The organism is Brevibacterium marinum (assembly GCF_011927955.1).
Classification (GTDB): Bacteria; Actinomycetota; Actinomycetes; order Actinomycetales; family Brevibacteriaceae; genus Brevibacterium; species Brevibacterium marinum.
This window is the reverse complement of sequence record NZ_JAATJN010000001.1, coordinates 3529018-3551433: the sequence shown is the minus strand read 5'-3', so window position 1 is coordinate 3551433 and position 22416 is coordinate 3529018. Positions and strand designations below refer to the sequence as shown.

General features: G+C 61.5%; 23 protein-coding genes and 1 tRNA gene. 14 read left to right on the top strand and 10 right to left on the bottom strand.

What is annotated here, in order from left to right; all coding sequences use genetic code 11:
• Positions 1 to 53 precede the first annotated feature (53 nt).
• Positions 54 to 1334 carry a phosphopyruvate hydratase gene (eno, locus tag BKA07_RS15860; protein ID WP_167951778.1) on the top strand — a complete coding sequence of 427 codons (1281 nt, stop codon included), beginning with the start codon at positions 54 to 56 and terminating at the stop codon, positions 1332 to 1334.
• A 281-nt stretch (positions 1335 to 1615) separates the two neighbouring features.
• Here the strand turns inward: eno and BKA07_RS15855 are convergent, their stop codons facing one another.
• Entirely contained in the window at positions 1616 to 2662 is a 1047-nt protein-coding gene (locus BKA07_RS15855) for a hypothetical protein (protein ID WP_167951776.1), read from the bottom strand.
• Positions 2663 to 3121: 459 nt separating this feature from the next.
• On the opposite strand from BKA07_RS15855, the gene BKA07_RS15850 reads away from it, so the two are divergent.
• The 6 genes from BKA07_RS15850 to BKA07_RS15825 all read left to right on the top strand — a co-directional run bounded on the left by BKA07_RS15850 (position 3122) and on the right by BKA07_RS15825 (position 8367).
• Positions 3122 to 3613, top strand: a complete 492-nt coding sequence (locus BKA07_RS15850) for a septum formation initiator family protein (RefSeq protein WP_167951775.1) — start codon at positions 3122 to 3124, stop codon at positions 3611 to 3613.
• Positions 3613 to 4143 (top strand): DUF501 domain-containing protein, encoded by a 531-nt coding sequence (locus BKA07_RS15845; protein WP_167951774.1) that lies wholly within the window; start codon positions 3613 to 3615, stop codon positions 4141 to 4143. The genes BKA07_RS15850 and BKA07_RS15845 overlap by 1 nt, the downstream gene beginning before the upstream one ends.
• A gap of 9 nt (positions 4144 to 4152) precedes the next feature.
• Entirely contained in the window at positions 4153 to 5100 is a 948-nt protein-coding gene (locus BKA07_RS15840) for a Ppx/GppA phosphatase family protein (protein WP_167951773.1), read from the top strand.
• Complete coding sequence (locus BKA07_RS15835) at positions 5097 to 6392, top strand: S8 family serine peptidase (protein WP_167951772.1); 1296 nt, start codon at positions 5097 to 5099, stop codon at positions 6390 to 6392. Before BKA07_RS15840 ends, BKA07_RS15835 begins: the two co-directional genes overlap by 4 nt.
• A gap of 78 nt (positions 6393 to 6470) precedes the next feature.
• Positions 6471 to 7844 carry an NAD(P)/FAD-dependent oxidoreductase gene (locus tag BKA07_RS15830; RefSeq protein WP_167951771.1) on the top strand — a complete coding sequence of 458 codons (1374 nt, stop codon included), beginning with the start codon at positions 6471 to 6473 and terminating at the stop codon, positions 7842 to 7844.
• A gap of 172 nt (positions 7845 to 8016) precedes the next feature.
• Positions 8017 to 8367 carry a winged helix-turn-helix transcriptional regulator gene (locus BKA07_RS15825; protein WP_167951770.1) on the top strand — a complete coding sequence of 117 codons (351 nt, stop codon included), beginning with the start codon at positions 8017 to 8019 and terminating at the stop codon, positions 8365 to 8367.
• Here BKA07_RS15825 and BKA07_RS15820 read toward each other — a convergent pair.
• Positions 8267 to 8719, bottom strand: a complete 453-nt coding sequence (locus tag BKA07_RS15820) for a hypothetical protein (RefSeq protein ID WP_167951769.1) — start codon at positions 8717 to 8719, stop codon at positions 8267 to 8269. The genes BKA07_RS15825 and BKA07_RS15820 overlap by 101 nt on opposite strands.
• Positions 8720 to 8943: 224 nt before the next feature.
• Between BKA07_RS15820 and BKA07_RS19605 the strand changes: the two genes are divergently transcribed.
• From BKA07_RS19605 to BKA07_RS15800, 3 genes are read left to right on the top strand one after another with little or no spacing between them, the layout of a single operon-like run.
• Positions 8944 to 9264: a DUF997 family protein gene (locus BKA07_RS19605; protein ID WP_167951768.1), complete on the top strand. Its 321-nt coding sequence runs from the start codon at positions 8944 to 8946 to the stop codon at positions 9262 to 9264.
• Positions 9261 to 10763 carry a sodium/pantothenate symporter gene (panF, locus tag BKA07_RS15810; RefSeq protein WP_167951766.1) on the top strand — a complete coding sequence of 501 codons (1503 nt, stop codon included), beginning with the start codon at positions 9261 to 9263 and terminating at the stop codon, positions 10761 to 10763. Before BKA07_RS19605 ends, panF begins: the two co-directional genes overlap by 4 nt.
• Complete coding sequence (locus BKA07_RS15800; RefSeq protein ID WP_342449149.1) at positions 10760 to 12307, top strand: amidohydrolase family protein; 1548 nt, start codon at positions 10760 to 10762, stop codon at positions 12305 to 12307. Before panF ends, BKA07_RS15800 begins: the two co-directional genes overlap by 4 nt.
• A gap of 397 nt (positions 12308 to 12704) precedes the next feature.
• On the opposite strand, the gene BKA07_RS15795 is transcribed toward BKA07_RS15800, so the two are convergent.
• The 6 genes from BKA07_RS15795 to dctP are packed head-to-tail and all read right to left on the bottom strand — an operon-like array spanning position 12705 to position 17912.
• Positions 12705 to 13424, bottom strand: coding sequence for an IclR family transcriptional regulator (locus tag BKA07_RS15795; protein WP_167951764.1), 720 nt, complete (start codon positions 13422 to 13424; stop codon positions 12705 to 12707).
• A 47-nt stretch (positions 13425 to 13471) separates the two neighbouring features.
• Positions 13472 to 13846 (bottom strand): cupin domain-containing protein, encoded by a 375-nt coding sequence (locus BKA07_RS15790; RefSeq protein WP_167951762.1) that lies wholly within the window; start codon positions 13844 to 13846, stop codon positions 13472 to 13474.
• Positions 13843 to 15030, bottom strand: coding sequence for a CaiB/BaiF CoA transferase family protein (locus BKA07_RS15785; RefSeq protein WP_167951760.1), 1188 nt, complete (start codon positions 15028 to 15030; stop codon positions 13843 to 13845). The genes BKA07_RS15790 and BKA07_RS15785 overlap by 4 nt, the downstream gene beginning before the upstream one ends.
• Positions 15027 to 16319, bottom strand: a complete 1293-nt coding sequence (locus BKA07_RS15780; protein ID WP_167951758.1) for a TRAP transporter large permease — start codon at positions 16317 to 16319, stop codon at positions 15027 to 15029. The genes BKA07_RS15785 and BKA07_RS15780 overlap by 4 nt, the downstream gene beginning before the upstream one ends.
• Positions 16319 to 16852 carry a TRAP transporter small permease gene (locus tag BKA07_RS15775; RefSeq protein WP_167951757.1) on the bottom strand — a complete coding sequence of 178 codons (534 nt, stop codon included), beginning with the start codon at positions 16850 to 16852 and terminating at the stop codon, positions 16319 to 16321. Before BKA07_RS15775 ends, BKA07_RS15780 begins: the two co-directional genes overlap by 1 nt.
• Positions 16827 to 17912 carry a TRAP transporter substrate-binding protein DctP gene (gene dctP / locus BKA07_RS15770; RefSeq protein WP_167951755.1) on the bottom strand — a complete coding sequence of 362 codons (1086 nt, stop codon included), beginning with the start codon at positions 17910 to 17912 and terminating at the stop codon, positions 16827 to 16829. The genes BKA07_RS15775 and dctP overlap by 26 nt, the downstream gene beginning before the upstream one ends.
• Positions 17913 to 18100: 188 nt before the next feature.
• Between dctP and BKA07_RS15765 the strand changes: the two genes are divergently transcribed.
• Together BKA07_RS15765 and BKA07_RS15760 are read left to right on the top strand one after the other, a co-directional pair.
• A complete protein-coding gene (locus tag BKA07_RS15765; protein WP_167951753.1) occupies positions 18101 to 18469 on the top strand; it encodes a hypothetical protein in 369 nt (122 codons plus the stop codon).
• An 88-nt stretch (positions 18470 to 18557) separates the two neighbouring features.
• Complete coding sequence (locus BKA07_RS15760) at positions 18558 to 19100, top strand: tyrosine-type recombinase/integrase (RefSeq protein WP_167951751.1); 543 nt, start codon at positions 18558 to 18560, stop codon at positions 19098 to 19100.
• 77 nt (positions 19101 to 19177) lie between these two features.
• Here BKA07_RS15760 and BKA07_RS15755 read toward each other — a convergent pair.
• Positions 19178 to 19254: transfer RNA gene (locus tag BKA07_RS15755), tRNA-Leu, on the bottom strand.
• 123 nt (positions 19255 to 19377) lie between these two features.
• On the opposite strand from BKA07_RS15755, the gene BKA07_RS15750 reads away from it, so the two are divergent.
• Positions 19378 to 20664: an MFS transporter gene (locus BKA07_RS15750; protein WP_167951750.1), complete on the top strand. Its 1287-nt coding sequence runs from the start codon at positions 19378 to 19380 to the stop codon at positions 20662 to 20664.
• Positions 20665 to 20755: 91 nt separating this feature from the next.
• The gene (gene ppk2, locus BKA07_RS15745) at positions 20756 to 21658 is read left to right on the top strand and encodes a polyphosphate kinase 2 (RefSeq protein WP_167951748.1); all 903 of its coding nucleotides are present in this window, start codon (positions 20756 to 20758) and stop codon (positions 21656 to 21658) included.
• 26 nt (positions 21659 to 21684) lie between these two features.
• Here the strand turns inward: ppk2 and BKA07_RS15740 are convergent, their stop codons facing one another.
• The gene (locus BKA07_RS15740) at positions 21685 to 21981 is read right to left on the bottom strand and encodes a hypothetical protein (RefSeq protein ID WP_167951746.1); all 297 of its coding nucleotides are present in this window, start codon (positions 21979 to 21981) and stop codon (positions 21685 to 21687) included.
• Positions 21982 to 22416 lie beyond the last annotated feature (435 nt).

Here is a 22416-nt window from a genome sequence, read left to right as displayed (position 1 = left end):
CTGTCCTGCAGGCACATGTTCCCCATGTGAAACCAATTGCGAAGGAGTAATCAGTGGCTGAGATCGTTGCCGCAAACGCCCGTGAAATCCTGGATTCCCGGGGAAATCCCACCGTCGAGGTGGAAGTGCTGTTGGCCGATGAGTCCGTCGGGCGTGCCGGTGTCCCGTCCGGGGCCTCCACCGGCGAGTTCGAAGCGGTCGAACTGCGTGACGGTGACCCCGAGCGCTACCTGGGCAAAGGCGTCACCAATGCAGTTGACGCCGTCGTCGACGAGGTCCATGAAGTCATCGTCGGTCTCGAGAGTGACGATCAGCGTCTGGTCGACCAGGCTCTGATCGAACTCGACGGAACCGAGAACAAGTCCCGTTTGGGTGCCAACGCCATCCTGGGCACCTCGCTGGCGGTGGCTCGCGCGGCCGCCGTGTCCGCGGACTTGCCGCTCTACCGCTATCTGGGTGGACCGAACGCCCACGTCATGCCCGTGCCGATGATGAATATCCTCAACGGCGGCTCACATGCCGATTCCAACGTCGACATCCAGGAATTCATGATCGCCCCGATCGGAGCCGCGAGCTTCCACGAGGGGCTGCAGTGGAGCGTCGAGGTCTACCATGCCCTCAAGGGCGTGCTCAAGGAACGCGGACTGTCCACCGGGCTCGGCGACGAGGGCGGATTTGCGCCCAACCTCGACTCCAACGCCGCCGCTCTCGACCTCATCGTTGAGGCGATCGACCTCGCCGGGCACCGTCCCGGTCGTGACATTGCCGTGGCCCTCGACGTGGCGTCCTCGGAGTTCTACTCCGATGGAGCCTACGAGTTCGAGGGTGGGAAGAAGTCGGCCGAGGACATGGCCGCCTACTACGAGGATCTGCTCGCCAGATACCCGCTGGTGTCCATCGAAGATCCGCTCGACGAGAACGACTGGGAGGGGTGGGCAACCCTGACCGCGTCCATCGGTTCGAAGGTTCAGCTCGTCGGCGACGACCTGTTCGTGACGAACCCCGAACGGCTCCAGCGCGGCATCGACAGCAGCACCGCGAACTCGCTGCTCGTCAAGGTCAACCAGATCGGCACGCTGACAGAGACCCTCGAGGCTGTGTCGTTGGCGCAGACCCACGGCTACACGACGATGATCTCGCACCGTTCGGGTGAGACCGAGGATACGACGATCGCCGATCTGGCCGTGGCTACGAACGCAGGCCAGATCAAGGCCGGGGCTCCGGCACGGTCCGAGCGTGTGGCCAAGTACAACCAGCTGCTGCGCATCGAAGAGCAGCTCGGCGATGCCGCCCGCTACGCCGGACGCGGAGCCTTCCCGCGCTTCAACGGCTGAGAAGCTGGGGCGCCGGTGGGCTGGAACGCCGGTGCGCTGGAGCGCTGAACGGCTTCATTCGCCGAGGCGGGGTCGGGTGATCTTCCACGATCGCCGGGCCCCGCCTCGGCGCGTTTCATCGTCTGTTCCTACAGCTGCGTGCAATTCTTCCCATCGCTGACGAATCCACCTCGGCGTTCAACAGCTCCTACATTCCCTCGCAATTCGTCCATCTGCAGGGGTCGTCCAAGCTGGCGCGAGTGAGGGGTTGCCCCGGGACTTGAGTGGAGAATCCCGAGACATCACCTGGTGGACATGACGACTCGTCTGATCTCGTCGAACTTGGACGCTTTGAACAGCTCCTTCCAACTGATTCGGATGACCCGCCAGTTCCGATCGCGCAGCCACTGCTCCCGACGTCGCTCCCGTTCGAGTTCGTCTCGCGGCACTCCCGACCCGAGATACAGTTTGCCGATGCCGTCGATCTCGACGACCAGCCGAGCCGCTTTGTGGAAGAAGTCGACACGGATCCGCGATCGCAACGAGGCCGCTTCGAACTCGACTTGGGGGATGAAGCCATCGATTCCGTGCTGGAAGAATCTCACTGCAGCGATCGATTCGGCCGGGGATTCTCGTCGTGCGTCGGCGAGGTCGAGAGCGAGATGAACCTTCTTGGTGTTTCGGACCTCCAGGCACTGGGACAGTGTCGTGAGAATCTTCTCTCTCGTGGTGAGGCCGCGGCGCAGGGCGCTGTCGAGCATGGAGACCGCGATGTCCGGATTGTAGGCCCGTGCCACGTCGATGAGCGTGCGCTCGAGCGTGGTCACTTCTGTTCCGAGTACTCGTTGTCGATGGTGCTTCGGGATCGTTGCGCCCCTGACGTGGATGCTCTTGAATCTGCGGTTGATTCGAGGACGGACCACTTCGACCTGGTGGGTCACCGGGTAGGCGACCGGAAGCCCGTGGATGAGAGCCGCGGAAATGTGGGAGAACACCTCGGCGGTTGGTTGGTTCGTCGGCGATTGTGCCTGCTCGTTTGGGTCAGCGTCGGCATCTGACGTCGCCTTCTTCTGTATCCTCGCCTTTTCGAACCGAACTTCGCAGCGTGCCATGACCGCGGCATCGAGTTCCACGATCTCGTCTCGGATGTCCCCGTACTGTTTGAACTCGGAGTGTGTGCCCTCCTCGATGCTTGCCCACAGCCGCCGATGCTTCTCGAGAGTGCAGACATAACGCACCGAGTAGACGCCCCGCGAGAGACGACGGAGGCAACAGCTGCGCGCAAAGCGGATGTCTTCGTGAGAGAAACCGAGCTTGATGATCGCCTGGGTCGTCAGAGTTTTGTACATATACTTAAATTGCATCAAATGCCATCAATACGCAATAAGTAACTTCGTATCTGTGGATAAGTCTGTGCATAAATTCCCGTGCTGGTGGAGGCGGTCTGGGCGTGGACACTCTGACCCTGCACCGTTAGTCGCGAATCAACCCCATGCACAGAGAGGTTTTGGTGCTCACGGTGCCCTGAGCGAAACCAGTTGTGTGAGATGCGCGTAACTCTATGAGAGGTGCGCAACTGTAGGAGGAGGGGAGGTGAGGTGGTGCGCGCGATGCGGCAGCAGTTGGCGGCGGAACCATCCCTCGGCCCGTCCCTCGGAGCCGTTCCTCGGGGTGGAGTTCCTGCGGGGAGGAGCTTCGAAGAATAGAACACGCCACGACTGTGAAATCCTCGCGCTCCGGTTGCGGACACGGCACACTTGGAGGTGTTGCGGCTACCTTCCCCATCCCCGGTCGCAGAGGAAAGAGACATGGTTCCGAGTAAGCCCAGAAACAGCGCTCCGAAATCGGCTCCGGGCAGAGCCGCTCCCCGCAGACGCCCCAAACCGGTCGTCGAGGCCCAGCCCACCGACGACACCCGGAGGCGGAAGCTGTCCTGGCGCACGGGCATCTTCCTCCTCGTCATCGCCATCGTGCTCGTCACATTCCTGCCCTCGATCAACTCCGCGCTCAAACAGGCCCAGCAGATCGCGGCGCTCAACAACGAGATCGAATCGACGAAGTCCGAGGTCGAAGGGCTGCAGGAGAAGAACGAGAACCTCAAAGACCCCGCGTACATCAAGCGCAAGGCCCGCAAGGATCAGTACTACGTCGAAGAGGGGAAGAACGCGGTCATCGTCACCAACCAGGAGGCGATCGACGGTGACGATTCGGATACGGACCGCCCGCAACGCAAACAAGCCTGGTACCTTGAGTTGCTGGAGTCGATTCAAGAGGTCGGCAATACCGTGGAGAAGGGCTGATGATCACAGAGTGCACCGAGGCGGACTTCGCAGTCCTGAAGGACCAACTCGGGCGGATTCCGCGCGGCGTCGTCGGGATTGCGGCTCGGAGCACCTCCGGTGAACCCCTGGTCGTGGCGACAGCACCACGCTTGGAGGACGGGACTCCGTTCCCCACCACGTTCTACCTCACCCACCCCGCCTTCGTCGCCGAATGCTCGCGCCTCGAAGCCTCGGGGATCATGGCCGAATGGACCGCGGAGCTCTCCGACGATGACGAGCTCGCGGCCGCTTATGCCAAGGCCCATTCCGCCTATCTGGCGACCCGCTCCGAGATCGGCGAGACAGCCGGAATCACCGAGGTGGCCGAGATCAAGGACTTCTCCGCCGGTGGCATGCCCACCCGTGTGAAATGCCTGCACGCCCTCGTCGGGCATACGCTGGCCGCCGGGCCGGGAATCAACCCGATCGGTGACCGCGCGATCTCCTTCATGACCGATGTACCTGCGATTTCCGACGGCACAGCAGCATCGGCCGAGCCGAGCGAATAGGAGAGTCACATGCGAGTTGCCGCCTTCGACTGCGGAACCAATTCCCTGCGCCTGCTCATCGCCGACGTCGACGAACAGGGGAGAATGACCGAGCTTCGTCGTGAGACCCGGATCGTCCGCCTCGGGCAGGGGGTGGACGCGACGGGTGAGTTCGCCCCCGAGGCCCTCGAACGCACGTTCGCCGTGGCCCGGGAGTTCGCCGAGGTGGCCGCCGAGTTCTCGCCGGAGAAGCTGAGGTTCATCGCGACCTCCGCCAGCCGTGATGTGAAGAATCGGGACGAATTCTTCGCCGGGATCTTCAACATCCTCGGCGTCGTGCCCGATGTCATCACCGGTGACGAAGAGGCCCACCTGTCATTCCTCGGGGCCACCGCCGGTCATGGGCTCGACAGCGGGCCGTTCATCGTCATGGACCTCGGCGGCGGTTCCACCGAGCTGGTCCTCGGCACCCGGGACGTCACCTCGGCGGTGAGCATGGACATCGGATCCGTGCGTCTGACCGAACGCCATATGTCCGCCGACGTCCCGGACCAGGGGCAGATCCAAGCGGCCATCGCCGACATCGACGGTCACCTCGACAAGGCGGCAGAGGCTGTCGACCTCGCCGCGCCCCGGACGATGATCGGAGTCGCTGGCACCGTCACCACGCTCACCGCAGGCATCCTCGATCTGGCCAGCTACCAACGTGACCGCATCCATGGCACCCATCTGCGCGTCGAGGACATCGACGGCCAGGCGGACAAGCTGTTGAGCATGACCAGGGACGCTCGTGCGGCGCTGCCGTACATGCATCCCGGTCGCGTCGATGTGATCGCGGCGGGGGGACTGCTGTTCGCCCGCATCGCCGCCCGTATGGACGCAGCAGTCAAGGCAGCGGGAGCTGAACTCGACATCATGGTCTCGGAGACGGACATCCTCGACGGCACCGCGCTCGATCTCGCGCGCCGACAGTCGTGACGTCCGAGCCCGCCCGCGCATCGACAGCAGCCGAGCGCCCACGTGTCCGAAAGCGCACCGCGAGATTCGCCGTCGTCGGCTCACTCGTGCTGGGTCTGGTCCTGGGCACGACTCAGCCGGCCTTGGCGGCGCCGGAGCCCGGCCCGGGGCAGTGGTACATCAAGAAGTACGGCATCGACGATATGTGGAAGAAGTCCACGGGCGAAGGTGCGAAGGTCGCCGTCATCGACTCCGGCGTCAACACCGAACACGAGGACCTCAAAGGCGTGGTCAGCAAGTCCAAGGACTTCAGCGGACTCGACAAGGACGGCAAGACCCCCATCGGCGGGAAGACCACGATCCATCACGGCACTGCCGTCTCGGGAGTCATCGCCGGCCAGGGCAAGGGCGCCGGGCCCACAGGAGTCGCCCCCGACGCCGACATCCTCTCCGCTTCGATGTGGCTGGGGCCCGACCGGCCGGAGGAGTCGGGTTCGACCCGTGAACAGGCCGACCAGGCGATCCGGTGGGCTGTCGACTCCGGAGCCGAGGTCATCAACATGTCGCTGGGCTGGGACGACCCTGCCTGGCCGCAGAGCTGGGATGAGTCCTTCGCCTACGCCTATGAGAAGGACGTCGTCGTCGTGGCCTGCGTCGGCAATGCCTCGCAGGGGGCGACACAGGCGTGGTCGCCGTCGACGGTTCCCGGTGTCATCGGCGTCGGCGGTCTGGGCAAGGACAACAAGGTGCTCGAAGAATCCACCGCCCCCGGCACGGCCGTGGACCTCATGGGACCCGCCGAGGACATCCCGATCCCGTACTACTCGGGCGGCTATGCCGAAGGGCAGGGGTGCTCCTTCGCCTCACCCATCGTCTCGGGAGTCGCGGCGCTGATACGCGCGGAGGACCCGGACCTCAGCGCCGACGAGGTCACCGCCCAACTGACGTCGACGGCCAAGCCCGTGCCCGGCCACAAAGGTCAGAGTGAGAAGGGCGAGCCGGATCCGATCGTCGGGTGGGGCCGGATCGATCCGAAGGCGGCGATGTCGGCCGAGGTGCCGAAGACGGTGCCCAGCGCGGCCGGCGACCTCGAGGACTGGGTGACGATGCACAGGCGCGCGAAGGCAGACCCGGCCGAGACCGGAACAGCCGCACCGGCAGAGGAGAACAACCCGAAGGCGGTCGCGCCCAAGGACGTCGTCTCATCGCAGTCGACACCTATGTTCGGGTTCTCGGTTCTGGGCGCCGGAGGCGTCATCGCGGTGATCCTGTTCGTGATCTCGACGGTGGTTTTCGTTCGTCGACGGCGGTGACCGGACCTGGTGCCGAAGCTCTGATCTGGAGCGTCGATGCAATTAGTGAAAGTTTTCACAAGGGCCTAAGATGGGGATATGGCACTCATCAGAAACTCAAAACTGCGTCCTCGAATCCTCGTCGTCGGTGGCGGCTACCTCGGTCTCGTTACCGCTCAGAATCTGTTGAAGAACCTTGGTCGTGGCGAAGCCACAGTGACCGTGGTCGATCCCAATCCGTACATGACCTACCTGCCGTTCCTCCCCGAGGTGGCGGCCGGTTCCGTCGAACCGCGTCACGCCGTCGTGCCTCTGCGTCGCAACCTCTCCGGTGCTGAGGTCATCACCGCGAAGGTCACCTCGATCAACCACGGCGACAAGTTCGTCACGGTCGAGCCCGAGAACGACGAAGCATTCGAACTCGACTACGACCACATCGTCATGGCCGCCGGTTCGGTGGCGCGTGCTCTGCCGATCCCCGGCCTCAAGGAGAACGCCATCGCCCTCAAGCGCATCGAGGAAGCCGTCGCACTGCGCGATCACCTCCTCAGCCGCTTGGCCGATGCCTCCCTGATGGAAGACGATGACGAGCGTCGCAAGGCGCTGACCTTCGTCTTCGTCGGCGGCGGATTCGCCGGCATCGAGCTCATCGCGGAACTCGAAGACGTCATCCGCTCCGCTGTGGCGCAGTACGAGACGCTGACCGAAGCCGATGTCCGCTTCGTCCTCGTCGAGGCCCTCGAGCGTGTCATGCCCGAGGTCGGCGAAGCTCAGGCTCGCTGGGTCGTCGAGCACCTGCGTGAGCGCGGCATCGACGTCTACCTCGAGACCTTCCTCGAGGACTGCACCGACAAGCACATCAAGCTCTCCAGCGGTGAAGAATTCGACGCCGACACGATCGTGTGGTCGGCCGGTGTCAAGGCCAACCCGATCCTCGTCGACTCCGACCTGCCTCTCGACGAGCGCGGCCGGGTGACCGTGCGCGCCGATCTGCGGGTCGAGGGCGACAACGGTGTGGTCGAAGGCGCATGGGCTGCCGGCGACAACGCCGCCGTGCCTGATCTCTCCGGTGGCGGTGTGGGTGGTTACTGCGTGCCCAACGCCCAGCACGCTGTGCGTCAGGCTCCCGTGCTGGCTGCCAACGTTCTCGCCGCACTGCGCGGAGAGACCGAGTTTAAGCAGTACTTCCACAAGACCATCGGAACCGTTGCCGGCCTCGGGCTGTACAAGGGCGTCTCGCAGATGGGCGACTTCGAAGCCCGTGGCACTCTGGCCTGGCTGATGCACCGCGCCTACCACGGCTACGCGATCCCCACCGTGGATCGCAAGGTCAGGGTCTTCGGCAACTGGATCCTCAACGCCGTCCTCGGACGCGACACCATGCCGCTGGCAGACCTCGATGTTCCGCGCAAGAACTTCGTCGAGGCGGCTAACTCGAAGCCGGCTCCCAAGAAGGAATCGGCCAAGGCCTGATGCCTGAGTGCAGGATTCGCATCCGGGGCCGACCGTGATGTGAACCCTGATGAGTTCTGAAGAACGCCGAGAGTGCAATTGATGCGCTCTCGGCGTTCTTCGCATTCACCGGTGAGGGTGGGGTGGCACGCTCCTGCCGATCGCGACCGGCGACATCACCCCGAAGGTGCTGATGTTGACGCTGCGTTTGCTGGTCATCGATGGGCTCGTGACCAGAGAGGCAGTCGCCGATGTTCCGCCGCGGGTGGAATACGCCCGGACCGAGCTCGGCCGGTCCCTGCAGGAGCCCGTGGCCGCCTTGCGGCGGTGGGCGGTAACTAAATGTCTCAGCCATCGAGGGCAACCGGGGCCATCAAACGCGGAGCCGGTAGGCGTGAGAGACCCTGACTGCGAAGGGAAGAGCGGTTCGCCACAAAAGGACATCAGCTGGTCAAGATCTCCGCGAGCACCTCGGTCAGTTCACGCAGCTCACCTGCGACGCGGTACATGCGCGGCGAGCCCGAGTGAACCCAATTGTTCGTGATCATCGACGCACTCGCGCCGTTGGTCGTGGCGGAGTACTCGGCCACGCTGAGTGGGGCCGTTCGGTCGGCGATCAGCCGTTCGCGCAGCTCAGTGGAGAGGCCCTGCCAATGATCGGCTGCTTCATAGCCGAGCTGATGCCAGGGACCCTCGGACTCGCGGTAGGCGACGGGACGCACGGCCAGGGCCGACTCTGTGTCGTGGCGTCGGGGTGCCTCGCGGTGCTCGGTCCCGGAGACGTCGGCGTCAGTAGGGGAGGAGAAGACGACGGCAGGTCCGGGGGTGGAGGCGGCGTCGTCCAGACCGCCGACGGGCAGAGGCGGACGTTGCGGTGTGAGCAGCACATTCGTCATGTCACCATCTTGCCCGGGCCGGCCCCGGGACGCGAACCCGCGCGTCTGCTATCGGCGCTCGTGTGCTGTGCTCAGACGTCTGTTGGCACGCCTTCACCGGAACAGGGCCGAAGAAGACTGGAACAATCACTATTCGGATTTTTCACTGTGGGGTAACGTCGCTTGTGTCGATCGCTCTCCGGCGCTCGGCAGGCTGTAGATATCAACGACGATGGGACAGCACGGTGAGCGGAAAATTCACGTTTGAAGTCGACCGGCGGTACCGACAGGCGAACAAGGAAGCACTCGTCGCGTTTCTGTACTGGGTCGTCTACCTCGTACTCACCTCTGTGGTGGCACTCGGCTTGGGGCTGAACAAGCCTGCCGAAGATATAGATTTCATCCTCGGGTTCCCAGCCTGGTTCTTCTATTCTGCCGGGGTCGTCCTCGTCATCCTCTGCATCCTTCCGTACTTCCTCGTTCGTTTCTTCTACCGCGACTATTCTCTTGATGCCGAAGAACCAGGTGCAGACAACGTGGGTGAGTCACAGGGCGGTCGAGGATGAACCTCTCGCAGCTGTTGCCGATCATCCTCTATCTGCTCTTGATCGCTGGTATCGGTGTTTGGGCGGCTCTTGATCAGAAGCGTTCGGCCACGGGCAAGAAGACCGAAAACTACTTTGTCGGCGGCCGCCGCCTCGGTCCATTTGTTCTCATCTTCACCATCCTTGCTTCGGCGGCCAGCGCCGGAACCTTCATCGGAGGCCCCGGGCTCGGTTATGACAGTGGGCTCAGTTGGGTTCTCATGGGACTGTTTCAGACCCCGACGGCTCTGCTGACGGTCGGCCTGCTCGGAAAGAAATACGCGATCCTGGCGCGGAAGCTGAACTTTTATACGTTCATCGACTTCTTCAAAGAGCGATACACCAACAAGTTCGTCGTCATTGTTGCGGCTGTCGGCATCATCATCTTCTTAACGGCTTATATGGTCGCGCAATATGCGGGTGGCGCACATATTCTCAACTCAGTGACCGGCGTTTCGTATTCCACCCTCGTCTGGGTCTTCGCCGCGATAGTGGCCCTGTACACGGCTTTCGGTGGTTTCATGGGGGCTTCGATCAATGACACCGCTCAGGGCATCATCATGTTCGTCGGCAGCATCGTGCTCTGGTTCGGGGTCTTCATGTATCTGGGCACACCGACTCCCCTGGATCACGAGTTCGCGGTTCGCTTTCCTGACCTTGTCACGTTGCCAGGTGGCATTGACGCCACACCGGCGAATTTCGTGTCCTACTCAGTCATCTTCGGTCTGCTCATCGTGGCGATGCCGCATACGGCTGTCCGCGCGATGTCGTATCGAGATTCCGTCACGGCGCACCGGACTATGATCTGGAGTCCTCTGGTCATGGCCGTATTCTCTCTGGGGTTCGCTGTCATGGGTGTCGTTGCTCGCCTCATCGACGCCAGTCTGGACAATCCAGATCTGGCGATCCCGACTCTCATCTCGACGACCATGCCCGGTCCGCTCGGGGGCGCACTGTTCGCTGCTCCGCTGGCGGCGATCATGTCGACGGTGTCCTCAATGCTGCTCATCGTCTCCGGTGCCGTCGTCCGCGACGTCTACAACAACTTCTTCAACACCAAGCTCGGAGACTCATCGCGGGCACGATTGAGCATGGTCGTCAGCCTCATCATCGGATTCATCGTCTTGCTCATTGCACTCAAACCTCCGCCGGCGTTGGAGCTCATCGTCATCTTTGCGATTTCTGGACTGGGCGCTACGTTCTTCGTCCCGTTGATCGGCGGACTGTACTGGTCGCGCGGGAATGGCTCCGGAGCTGCGGTCTCAATGGTCAGCGGACTTGTGTGGTACATCATCGGAGAGCAATGGCTTCCTGGGCTGGGCTTCGGATTCCAGCCGGTAGTCACGGCGATCCTCGTCGCAGCCGTGACCTACGTCGTCGTCAGCCTGGTCACGCCACCGCCCGCGCGAGAGACGCTGATCAAGTTCTGGGGCACCTACAGGGAGATTCAGAACCTCGAAGCCAATCACGAAGGAGAATGATGGTAGCGGGACGAGACTGCGATGTGGTGTTGACTGGCGGTCGTGTCATCGATCCAGAAACTGGATTCGATGAGATCGCCGATGTCGGCATACGTGACGGAAGCATCGTGTCCATCGGCAACGACGCCCCCAATTCCCGTGAGATCGTCGATGTCTCCGGGCTGGTCGTCGCACCTGGCTTCATCGACCTGCACAGTCATGCCCAGAATCTTCCCGGGCATCGACTCCAGGCACTCGACGGGGTGACGTCCACGCTCGAGCTTGAAGCCGGTGCGATGCCCGTTGCTGACTATTACGAGGCTGCAGCGGCTGAAGGCAGACCTCTGAACTTCGGGTATTCTGCAGGCTGGGTCCACGCCCGAATGAGCGTGCTCGATGACGTTCCCGCTGCCGATCCCCTCAACGACCCAACCGACCGACTGGGAATGAGCACGTTCGAGAAGTGTCAAGATGGGCCTCGTTGGCGTGACGCCGCCGACGACTCAGAAGTCGACCGAATCCTGACGCTGGTGCGTGAGCAGATCGAAGCAGGTGCGATCGGCGTCGGTGTGCTGGCCGGCTACGCACCCGGATTCACGCAATCAGAACTTGACGGCCTCGCTCAGCTTGCCGCCGAATTCAGGCAACCGCTCTTCGTCCATTCGCGCTCGATGGCCGATGTTGATCATGGAGGAGCGTTCGACGCGGTGAGGGAGCTGATCGATGTCGCAGAGCGTTTCGATGCTCCAATCCATCTGTGTCATATGAACTCGACCTCGGGCCAAAGGATTGGATCGGTCGTTGAGGAGATGCGAGAAGCCCAAGCCAGGGGAGTGGCGATCACCACGGAAGCCTATCCCTACGGGGCGGGATCGACGGTGATCGGCGCGTCGTTCTTAGACCCGCAACAACTGGCGGCGAACAACATGTCGCCACAATCGATCATCTACCTGGCCACCGGTGAGCGGGTGGCCTCTGCCGAGCGTCTTGATGAAATTCGTGCTGTGGATCCTGGCGGAATCTGCATCCTCGAAAGCTTCGACCTGACAGACGCCCACCAGAAGGATCTTCTGTTCGAAGCGCTGACTTACCCGGACGCTGCTATGGCATCCGATGCGATCGCGGTGACGTCCAACGGTGACGAAGAGCATCGAAAAGCGGCAGAGGAGGCTATCGCAGGAGATGTCTGGCCGTTGCCGAATGGGTTGATCGCCCACCCGCGTAGTTCTGGTTGCTTCGCCACTGTCTTCAGTTGGCTGGTCCGGGATGCTCAGGTTCTCACTCTGACCGAGGCGATTCGCCGGTGTACGCTGATCCCTGCGAATATCCTCGCCGAGGCTGCGCCGGGAATGCGTCGAAAGGGGAGGTTGCAAGTGGGAGCAGACGCCGACATCTGTGTGTTCGACCCCGAGACCATTGCTCCCGGCGGCGACTACCAGCACCTGCACCCTTCGGCTGGCGTCGAATATCTCTATGTAGCAGGTAGGTCGGTAGTCGCCGAACGACGGCTTCTGCCGGAGTCTCTGCCGGGTCGACCGGTATACGGGGGCGAAGCAGAGAAATGACCAGATCGACCACGCTGGCAAATCATCTGGCTGTGCCTGCCGGAAGTATCTGTGGTGGTCTCGTGTACGCGACTACATTGGGCTTGTCCCACGGCGAAGAATTCTGCTTCGAGCCAGCAAGAGCTTGCAACTGATGCAAGCCGAACCCCTCGGCTGCAGTCTCATCTACGCCCCTTCCACCGGCAATTTCCACGGTCCCCCGACATGGATATCAGCCTCCTCTGCTCTTAGGCCAGAACTTGTTCGATCGGGCCATCGCCGTCTAATTGCAAGTCCTGATGACCGCCGCTGTCTGTCATCAGTGCGGATCACAGTGGGTGAAAGGCATTCAAGACTGAACAGGGTAGTAACTCATCAGCCTGGTGTGACTGTCAATTACCCGACTTCTCACGGCCTGTTAGAAGTTCCAGACGTCGAGGCCGCTATCACCGATCACGGATCGTGTGATCGCTACCACTTCTTCAATATGTGGCCTCATGCGAACATTCGGTCCGCCGACCGTGATAGCAGCTGCCAGCGATGAGGCTATCTTGAGTCCGACAGCAAACGCAGATACATCAGCGACCGTTTCGCCGAGGTTGAGTCCGTAACCATTGCGTCGTACTGATTCGATCTCGGCGTCAAAGAACGCCTCTTCCAAATCTTCCGAATTCATGACACGTGACTTGAGATCGGGATCGTCGTTAGCGGCCAGCAGAATTTTGCCAGCGCTTGTGGGCCACAATGGTCGGCGAGTGTGCATCTCCGGGTTGTAGCCAATGCGCTGGTTCGACGGAACCGAGTGGACATACGTCAGCTCGTGGTCGAGGAATACAGCAAGGGTGACGGTCTCGCCTAGCTTCTGTCCAAGGGTGTTCATCACTGGTGCTGCGAGTTCGACAAGGGATGTCGCCTGAGAAGCCAACAGTGTATGAGCGCCCAGGCCGAAGACGAAGCGACCTGCTTCGCCCTCTTTCAAATACCCCTCGGCCTCGAGGCCGCGGACGAAACCGTAGACGGACGATTTGGGTGCGTCCAGATAGCCAGCGATTTCAGCAAGAGTAGCCCCGTTCGGGGAGTGCACGACGTATTCGAGGATGCCGACGATGCGGCTGACCGTCCGGTGCTTTTCAACCATGCCGCTAGCCTAGATGACGCGACGTGATGCACATCGTCGGTTCCTGCTTATTCTATGGTGTCGTCGGCTGCGAGAGCTGGGTAGTACACGTTGATCAGTTCGAGCGGTTCAGTCGAGAGGACCTCGACGTGATGGACGACATCCGTGGGAATCAAGACTGAATCGCCCCCGCCCAATTCGAGGATGTCGGCACCGAGCTCGACGGAACATCGGCCCGAGAGGATGTGCAGGAATTGAGTGCTCTTCATATGTCGGTGGGGAAGTGCTGAGCCTCCGTGTTCGATGATTCCGCGTACGACCGAAACTGCTCCGTCTGCGTCGGCCCCGGGCAACAGCCTCAGGTTTGACGTGAGCGTATGTCGCGGCGGCGTGTAGGGCTCGAGCTCCGACTCGACGTAGTGCTTGAATGGTTTGGTGTTCAACCTATTCTCCTTTGTTCGATGAGGGCCATAATGTCTTCCCGGTCGCCGTCGGCTGGAGACGCGGGATTAAGCGGTACCATCGGCGATTCCGAAAATCCGACGTTTGGTGTGGTGCGCCAATAGTGGCCTTCGGTGGGGTGGTCGACCAGTTCCACCGTTCCGCGATCTTTCAGGTATTCATCGTTGACGAGGTCTTCGATTCTAGTAACTGCTTGGGCCGGAATTCCGTGTTCGTGGCAGAGCTCGACCACTTCAGCCGTCGACCGTTGAGCCGCGAACTCGGCGATGAGAGCTTGGGTCTCTTCGACATGGGTATTGCGGTCGCGATTCGTGGCGAAGGGGACGCCAGCGTCAATGGCGGAAGGGTTGTCGATGGTAAAGAAGTCACGCCACTGCTTGTCGTTATAGGGCAGAATGCAGACCCAACCGTCGGTGGTGGGGTGCGGCCGTCGCGCTGGGTTAATCGTCCGGTGCCAGCCAGCATCGCCCAGCGGTGGGTCGAAGGAATAGTCGTTGAGCTGTTCGACCATGTTGAAGTCCGACATCACGTCGAACATAGGGACATCGACCCATTGACCAAGACCCGTAACGTGGCGTCGATGAATGGCGGCGAGACCGGAGTAAACCATGGACAGCGCGCAGACTTTGTCGGCGACGACGTAGGGAGCGTACTGGGGCCGGCCCAATGATTTCCGGTAGACATCGCTTAGCCCACTCGCCGCTTGGATGATGTCGTCATACGCCGGCCGGTCGCCTTCGGTGCTGTTCGAGGCGAATCCTTGGCCCGTGATGAGAACGCATTGCGAGTTAATCGCCGTTACTGCGTCCCAATCGAAGCCGAACTTCTGTCTCTGTCGTGGAAGGTAGTTCGTGACGATGATGTCGGCAATGCCGATGAGCTCATTGAGCGTGTTCTGGTCCGTCGCATCAGAGAAATCGAGAGTGATGTTCTTCTTCCCGTCTCCGAGGCTGAGTGCTGCTCCCGACATTCCGGGGTTTCGGGACTGACCAGAGCGTCGAATGACGTCGCCGCCGGGCGATTCTACGTGGATGACTTTTGCGCCGAGCTTCGCGAAAAGTCGTCCGGCCAACGGTCCCATGATAACGGTGGCGATCTCGACGACGATCAATCCGTCGAGTGGTCCATTCACTTGAGTATCCGGTTCTGGTTCTGACTGTGTCATAGTCTTCCCATCATTTCTGGCAGTATGAGGACGATCTGGGGAAAGGCGAAGAGCAGGACGGCGACGGCCAGAATCGCGATGACGAATGGAACGCTGCCGCGGAAGACGTCTTCGACTGGCATCTTCGACGCCTGGGCGACGACGAAAACGTTGAGCCCGAGCGGGGGAGTGATGAGTCCGATCTCAGCAAGCAGTATGACGACGATGCCGAACCAGATGGGGTCGAATCCGAGTGCAGTGACGACAGGCAATGTCACCGGCACAGTCAGCGCGATGATCGCCATTTGGTCCATGAAGAACCCGAGAATGAGGTAGCCGACGGCGATAATCGCAACGATGATGATCGGTGCCACAGGCAGCCCCGAGAGCGCGTCGACCAGCCGAGGGGTCACCTGGGATTCAGTGATGAAGTGACCGAAGACATGGGCTGCCATGATGATTGTGAGGATCATGATGGAAGAGCTGAGTGCCTCAGCAAATGACTTCGTGATGGTCGCCCAGGTGATTTTCTTCTTGCCGAGCATGAGCCCAAGAGCTCCCAGGCAACCGACTGCGGCAGCTTCGGTGGCGGTCGTGACTCCCAAAAAAACGAGGCCGACGACGAGGACGAAGAGCCCAGCAACCGGGAGGAGCCCAGTAAGGCTACGTAGTTTTTCTTGTCCGGAACTGGCTTCGCCGCGAGGTGCTGTTGATGCGTTGAAAGTGATCAGCACGGTGATCGTGATGATGAGCGCCAGCGCGACGAGGATGCCCGGGATGATTCCGGCAATGAGTGTCGGTCCTACTCCGGCTTCTGCGGTGATGGCGTAGAAGATGAGGAGCACGCTGGGAGGGATCATGGCCGCTAATGTTCCTGCTGCGGCCACGACTCCTGCGCTGAGCTTCTTGTCGTAGCCCTGCCGAATGAGTTCGCCGGTGGACGTGTGGGCAAGGGTTGCGGCCGCGGCGGTTGATGATCCTGAAACTGCGGCGAAGATCGCTCCGGCTCCGACAGCAGCGTGTGCTGTCCCGCCGCGCAGTCGGCCGACCAGAACTCGTGCCGAGTCGAACAGACTGGACAGCGCGCCGCTGTGGAGGACAAATTGTGCCATGAGAATGAAGAGTGGGATTGCAGCCAGCGAGTTGTTCCCGACGGCGCTTTGCGGAATGGTCACCAAGACGCCGATCATGTCGGACGGCCCGCCAAGGCAGAGAAGTCCGATGATTCCGCTGATGAGAATCGCGAAAGCGATCGGGACACGCAGCAGGATGAGGACTAGCAGTAGGACTGTAACGGTGAGTACTAGCATCAGGCGACACCGCCTTTGAGGAAGGTCCTGGATTCCAGGACGATGATGATCGCGGTGAACAGACTTCCGACAGGGAGGAACAAGCGCCAAATCCAGCTATAGATCGGCAACTGAGACGACAAGGGAGGGGGGATGTCTCCGTGCTTGAATGCCTCGAGCATCGTGATCAGTCCTCCGATGAACAATGCGGCGACTCCCACGAGCACTATGATGAAGCTCAGCCATCGAGCTGCCGCCCGCATCCCGGTAGGAAGTTTGTCGTACACCATGTCTGCTGCGACGTGAGCGCCAGCAGCGTATCCCCACGGCATCCCGAGGAAGACGACACCGGGGAGAAGTACTTTTTCGATGAACGAGACGTTCCAACCCAGGGGACTGCCAGCGAAGTAGCGGAGGACGACTTCTGCGAGCATGAGCACCGTGATGAGCGCCAAGGCGATCATGGCACACCACTTCGATGTGGAAACGACTGCGCCGTGGACACGGCCATAATTCTGAGTGGTCGCCTCAGGAGACGGTTCGATTGCGTTCATTCTTCGTCACCGCCTTCTCGAAATCTGTGAGGACTTCGGTGCCGGGCAGCCCGGCGGAGTCGAGACTGGTTGCCCAATCGGATTTCGCACGGCTGAGTTCACGTGCCCACTTCTGCTTGGCGTTACCGTCGATCGGCGTGAAAGTCACTCCCGCGTCTTTCATCAGCGCTTCGGCCTCTGACTTCTCCTTGTTGAGACCATCGCATAGCGATTGCTGGGCCTTCGCAGCTGCGTCTGTGACCTTCTGCTGCTCTTGCGGAGAGAGACCGTCCCAGGCTCGTTCGCTGATGACATATGGGATTCCAACAGATCCAAGGTTGAGCCCCTTAGTTGAATAGATGGCGACTTGTTCGAGGTTGTACGAGGGGACGCTGACGAATGGCATCGCTGTCCCATCGACGGTGCTTCTCGCCATCGCCTCGTATGTATCGGCAGCGGACATGCTGACTGCCGAAGCTCCAATGGTCTCCATCGTGACGTCGAATGCCCCGCCTGAAGAGCGTAGGAGCAAGCCGTTCACATCAGAGGGTTCTTCGACGTTTGCGTTACTCGTCATCACTTCGTATCCGGGAATGATCGAAACCCACAGTGGCCTCAGCCCTCGGTCCTCATATTCCTCCTGGTACAGGATTCCGTCCTCGGCTAGGAGGTCCATCATCGATTCGGAAGCAACGCAGGCATCCGTTGTCATCATCGGCAAGTCACCAACACTTGATAGCGGCAGCTTGTCTTCCAGGTACGCCGCTGACGCCGGACCAATGTCGACATTGTCAGTCGAAATGAGCGACGCAAGATCCTCTGCGTTTCCCATTTGTCCAGACGGGTAGTACTCGGTAGCGATACCGCCATCATCGAGCTCGTCAAGGAAGACGCTGACTCCGTACTTACCGAAGGGGTGCTTGGGGGAGTAGGAATCGGCCAAGCTCAATGTTGTGTGGCCGGAGCTGTCGGTGGATGCGCAACCAGCGATTGCGGATAGCGCCACTATGAGAGTGCTGACCAGGGGTAGTAATGAGCGTTTGTGCTTTGGGCGAGTACCCAGGTTTTCGAGTAGCGACATGACCTCACTGTCTTTCGCATATAGAATCCATCGTTCGTATATCCGATGGATAGCCTATGTGGGAATTGTTTGCAGAGTCAATTCGCCGACAAGACTCAGATAAGCAGCCCGGATGCCATCCTCGGTGCCTCATATACTTTTGCCCGCGAAATGGTGGATCCTCGGAAGCTATGGGGAGTGAACTGTCGATGGCGACTCGTACAGAGATCACCACGAAATACGCCAGGCAATACAAGAAGGCTTCGAAGAAGAACAAGGGCGCCGTGCTCGACGAAGTCGTGGCAGTCACGGGGTGGACCCGCGACAACGCTCGACGGCGTCTGACTCAGGCATCTAAACATCCGCCAGGGCCCGGCCGGCAGGTCGCCAAACAGCCTCGGAAGCCGCGTGCGAGGAAATACTCCTACGACGCGGTCAAGGTTCTCCAGCGCGTGTGGGCGATCTCGGGCGGCCAGTGCGGCAAATACCTTCACGCCACGATGCGCATCCTCCTTGACCTCCTCGAAGCCCACAACGAGCTCACCACCGGCCAGGACCGCTACACCACAGACCGTTGATGAGGTCGGTGCACTGCGTGAGGGATTACGCAAGTGGCAGGAGGGCACCGGTTACCGAGGACCGCGGCGGGGGAGTGAGCTGCTCGATGTGGTCGACCTCATGTTCGGAACCGGGTTGCGGATTTCCGAAGTGCTCGCTTTGCGTTGGACTGATGTTGACCTTGGCGAGCAGCCGACTGTGAGGGTCTCGGGCACGCTGGTCTATCTCAAGAAGAAGGGGATGCAGAGACAGGAGCGCACAAAGACGTCGAGCGGGTTCCGTATCCTCACCCTGCCAGTATTTGCGGTGGACGTGCTGCTTCGTCGTAGCGTCGAGGCGATCCCGACCGAGACCAACGCAGTGTTTCCGTCCGGCAAGGGTACGTGGAAGTGGCCAAATAACTATCGGCGGTCCGTGCGCGACGCTCTCAAGATGATGAATGACCATGGCGGGATCTCGTCTCATGTTTTCCGGAAATCCGTGGCCACTCTCATCGACGCTGAGGCGACTCTCGAGGCGGCTGCGGCAGTCCTCGGTCATTCGGGTACAGCGGTCACATCGAAGCACTACGTGAAGAAAGCAACCGCGGCTCCAGACATGTCGGCGATCCTCGACCAGTTCGGCGGAATCCGAAACGAAAAAGATGGGTAAGCGTGAGGAACTCGACTCCCCACTAGAATCGACTCAGCCTCTCACTTTGCATCGTTGCAGGTGAGAGGCTGTTTTAGTGGTCCCCCCAGTGGGACTCGAACCCACACTGAATCGATTTTAAGTCGACTGCCTCTGCCGATTGGGCTATAGGGGGATGAACGGGCCCGTGCGCCGACGATGCTGTCGCATCGCCAGCACTCACTGTATAGCGTAACGGCGCCTGCCGCGATCTGAGACACGACGACGGTGCGTACATGGGACGGCTAGTCTCAAGGCCATGACCGAGAATCCGCCCAGCAGACAGGCCTGGGTGATCCTCGTCGTCGGAGTGCTGTCCCAGATGGCGGCCACTGTCGCGATCACCGGCCCGGCCTTCCTGATCCCCTATATGCACACGGACCTCGGCTACACCCTCACCCAGGCGGGCACGGTCGCCACCGCTCCGAGCTTCGGTCTCATCCTCACTCTCATCGCGTGGGGCGCCTTCGCCGACAGATTCGGCGAGCGACTCGCCATGACCCTGGGCATCGGGCTGACGGCCCTTGCCTCCGGCCTGGCGGTGGCGGTGGTCGGCTCGCCCGTGTGGATGGTCATCGTCATCGCGGCCTCGGGCGCTGCCGCGGCGTCGGTGAACTCGGCCAGCGGCCGCGTGGTCATGGGGTGGTTCCCCCGGCACCGACGCGGTCTGGCCATGGGCATCAGACAGATGTCCCAACCGCTGGGCACCAGCGTCGCGGCGCTGGCCGTCCCGCCGATCGCCGCCGGCGGCGGCTTCGTCGGTTACCTGTGGTTCATCGTCATCGTCACCGGCGTCATGGCCCTCGTCTGCTTCGGCTTCGTGCGTGACCCACCCCGCGCCGAGGCGGCACCCACCCCCGTACGCACCTCCACGGCAGATGCCCAGCCGAGAACCACCTCGGCGGGGGACGCAGACCCGAGGACCACCTCGGCGAGGGAAGGAGAGCCGACACCCGCCTCGGCGGTCAATCCGTATCTCAACGATTCATTCCTGTGGCGCATCCATGCCGTGTCCGCGCTGCTGGTGGTCCCACAGTTCGCGTTCTCCACCTATGGCCTGATCTGGCTCATCGCGAATCAGCACATCGGCGCAGGCATCGCCGGCGGAATCGTCGCGGCCTCCCAGATCGTTGGGGCGATCGGGCGCATGATCGTCGGGGGACTGTCCGACCGATTCGGCTCCCGGGTCGGGCTGATGCGGGTCGTGGCCATCGGCGCCGTGGTCCTGGTCGCGGCGATCGGGCTGATCTCGCTGACTCCGATGCCTGTTGTGGCGACCGTGGTGTTCATCCTCGCGTCGACGGTGTCGGTGGCCGACAATGGGCTTGCCTTCGCCTCTGTCGCCGAAGCGGCAGGACCGAAATGGTCGGGCAAGGCCCTGGGGACGCAGAACACCGGACAGTTCGTCATGTCCGCGGCCATGGGCCCCGGATTCGGTGCGCTCGTGACCGTGTTCGGCTACCCGCTGTCCTTCGCCATCATCGCCATCGCGCCCCTGATCGGTCTGGGCGTCATTCCGAAGAAGGACCTCGATCGGATAACCTGATGTTCATCTTTCCTCAGTATTCTGCCTGGGGACCGGCGACGACAGCGATCCCGTCGGAGCAGACCGATGCCGCCGATGTGAAGGAGCGCTTGTGAATCACCTGCTCAATGAGAATCTGCGTGAGTACATCGACAAGCTGCGACTCGAAGGCTATGCGGTCGAGGACTCCCATACGACCGACCCGCACCTCATCGACCCGATGGGACGTGCGGTGGCGACGTGGCGTGAAGGGTACCCGTACCCGGAGCTCATGGATCGGGAAGAATACGAGATCGAGAAGTACCGGCTGCAGGTGGAACTGCTGAAGTTCCAGTACTGGGGGCAGGACACAGACAGCAGGCACGTCATCGTCTTCGAAGGCCGTGATGCCGCCGGCAAGGGCGGGACGATCAAACGATTCACCGAGCACCTCAATCCGCGTGCCGCACGTGTCGTGGCTCTGAACAAGCCCTCGGACAAGGAATCGGGGCAGTGGTACTTCCAGCGCTACATCAGCCACCTGCCCACCAACGGCGAGATCGTCATGTTCGACCGGTCCTGGTACAACCGGGCCAATGTCGAACGGGTGATGGGATTCTGCACCGACGAGGAATACGAGATATTCATGCAGCAGGCGCCCGTGCTGGAGAAGATGCTCATCGACTCGGGCATCCACGTCACGAAACTGTGGTTCTCCGTGACTCAGCGGGAGCAGCGGACTCGGTTCGCGATCCGGCAGATCGACCCGGTCCGACAATGGAAGCTCTCACCCATGGATCTCGAGTCCCTGGACCGCTGGGACGATTACACCGCGGCGAAGGAGGAGATGTTCCGCCGCACGGACACCGACCACGCACCGTGGATCACCATCAAGAGCAATGACAAGAGGCGCGCACGGCTCAACGCCATCCGCTGCTTCCTCAACCAGTTCGACTACGAGGACAAGGACACCTCCGTCGTCTACGCACCCGACCCGCTCATCGTCCGCCGCGGACGCGACGCCGTCGACGACTGAGCGGCTTCACACTGGTTGAGTGCCCCTCAGTCCGGCGGTTCTGAGGCGGAGTCCTCTTCCTCCTTCGTGTCGCCGCCGCGAATGTCGCGGTCGCTGTCGTCGGTCGCGGAGTCCTCTGCGTCGGCCTGAACGTCTTTCGGGTTCTTATCGATCGATACGTCGTGTTCGGCGGCGATGCGCTCGAGCCTGTCCTCGGGCGTCTCAGAATTCTGTTCTGCCTCGGTGTCGGCGCTGACTCCGACGTAGTCGTCGGCCGCTTCCTGATCAGAGGGATCCTCGAAGCTGGGCGCACCGTCCGGCAGGTTCCTGTTCTCGTCACTCATGGTTCTCTGCTCCTCTCGTTGTCCTCAGCGAGCCGGTCGCTCGATCATCGACCGGGTGCCCGAGGGCGGGACATCACGAGCCGTGTCTTCGACGCTAGTCATGCCTGTGCCTCGGAGCAAGGCCGTGACCTGCGATCGGTGCGAATCTGCAGGTGCCACGGAGGCGGCGTCCAAGCTCTGCCGTGTCCGCCGAGCGACCACGATGCCCGGGGCGTGCGACGTCTCCCGAGGATTGTTGGGGAACCGCGCAAGGCGTGCCGGGCGAGGATTGTTGGGGAACCGCGCAAGGCGTGCCGGGGAACCGCGCAAGGCGTGCCGGGCAACCGCACGCGGTAAGGCATATTCGGCCGGGTGGAAGGGGAAAGACCACCCGGCCGGAATCGTGGAGCGGACACGGGCGTCCGCTGTGGTGGGGTGGGCATGCGACCCGCGGAG

Bases quoted from the DNA above. Each gene is read 5' to 3' on its own strand.
- BKA07_RS15855 (WP_167951776.1), bottom strand. From the start codon at position 2,662: ATGTACAAAACTCTGACGACCCAGGCGATCATCAAGCTCGGTTTCTCT.
- BKA07_RS15850 (WP_167951775.1), top strand. From the start codon at position 3,122: ATGGTTCCGAGTAAGCCCAGAAACAGCGCTCCGAAATCGGCTCCGGGC.
- BKA07_RS15845 (WP_167951774.1), top strand. From the start codon at position 3,613: ATGATCACAGAGTGCACCGAGGCGGACTTCGCAGTCCTGAAGGACCAA.
- BKA07_RS15840 (WP_167951773.1), top strand. From the start codon at position 4,153: ATGCGAGTTGCCGCCTTCGACTGCGGAACCAATTCCCTGCGCCTGCTC.
- BKA07_RS15830 (WP_167951771.1), top strand. From the start codon at position 6,471: ATGGCACTCATCAGAAACTCAAAACTGCGTCCTCGAATCCTCGTCGTC.
- BKA07_RS15825 (WP_167951770.1), top strand. From the start codon at position 8,017: ATGTTGACGCTGCGTTTGCTGGTCATCGATGGGCTCGTGACCAGAGAG.
- BKA07_RS15820 (WP_167951769.1), bottom strand. From the start codon at position 8,719: ATGACGAATGTGCTGCTCACACCGCAACGTCCGCCTCTGCCCGTCGGC.
- panF (WP_167951766.1), top strand. From the start codon at position 9,261: ATGAACCTCTCGCAGCTGTTGCCGATCATCCTCTATCTGCTCTTGATC.
- BKA07_RS15800 (WP_342449149.1), top strand. From the start codon at position 10,760: ATGATGGTAGCGGGACGAGACTGCGATGTGGTGTTGACTGGCGGTCGT.
- BKA07_RS15795 (WP_167951764.1), bottom strand. From the start codon at position 13,424: ATGGTTGAAAAGCACCGGACGGTCAGCCGCATCGTCGGCATCCTCGAA.
- BKA07_RS15785 (WP_167951760.1), bottom strand. From the start codon at position 15,030: ATGACACAGTCAGAACCAGAACCGGATACTCAAGTGAATGGACCACTC.
- BKA07_RS15780 (WP_167951758.1), bottom strand. From the start codon at position 16,319: ATGCTAGTACTCACCGTTACAGTCCTACTGCTAGTCCTCATCCTGCTG.
- BKA07_RS15775 (WP_167951757.1), bottom strand. From the start codon at position 16,852: ATGAACGCAATCGAACCGTCTCCTGAGGCGACCACTCAGAATTATGGC.
- dctP (WP_167951755.1), bottom strand. From the start codon at position 17,912: ATGTCGCTACTCGAAAACCTGGGTACTCGCCCAAAGCACAAACGCTCA.
- BKA07_RS15765 (WP_167951753.1), top strand. From the start codon at position 18,101: ATGGCGACTCGTACAGAGATCACCACGAAATACGCCAGGCAATACAAG.
- BKA07_RS15750 (WP_167951750.1), top strand. From the start codon at position 19,378: ATGACCGAGAATCCGCCCAGCAGACAGGCCTGGGTGATCCTCGTCGTC.
- BKA07_RS15740 (WP_167951746.1), bottom strand. From the start codon at position 21,981: ATGAGTGACGAGAACAGGAACCTGCCGGACGGTGCGCCCAGCTTCGAG.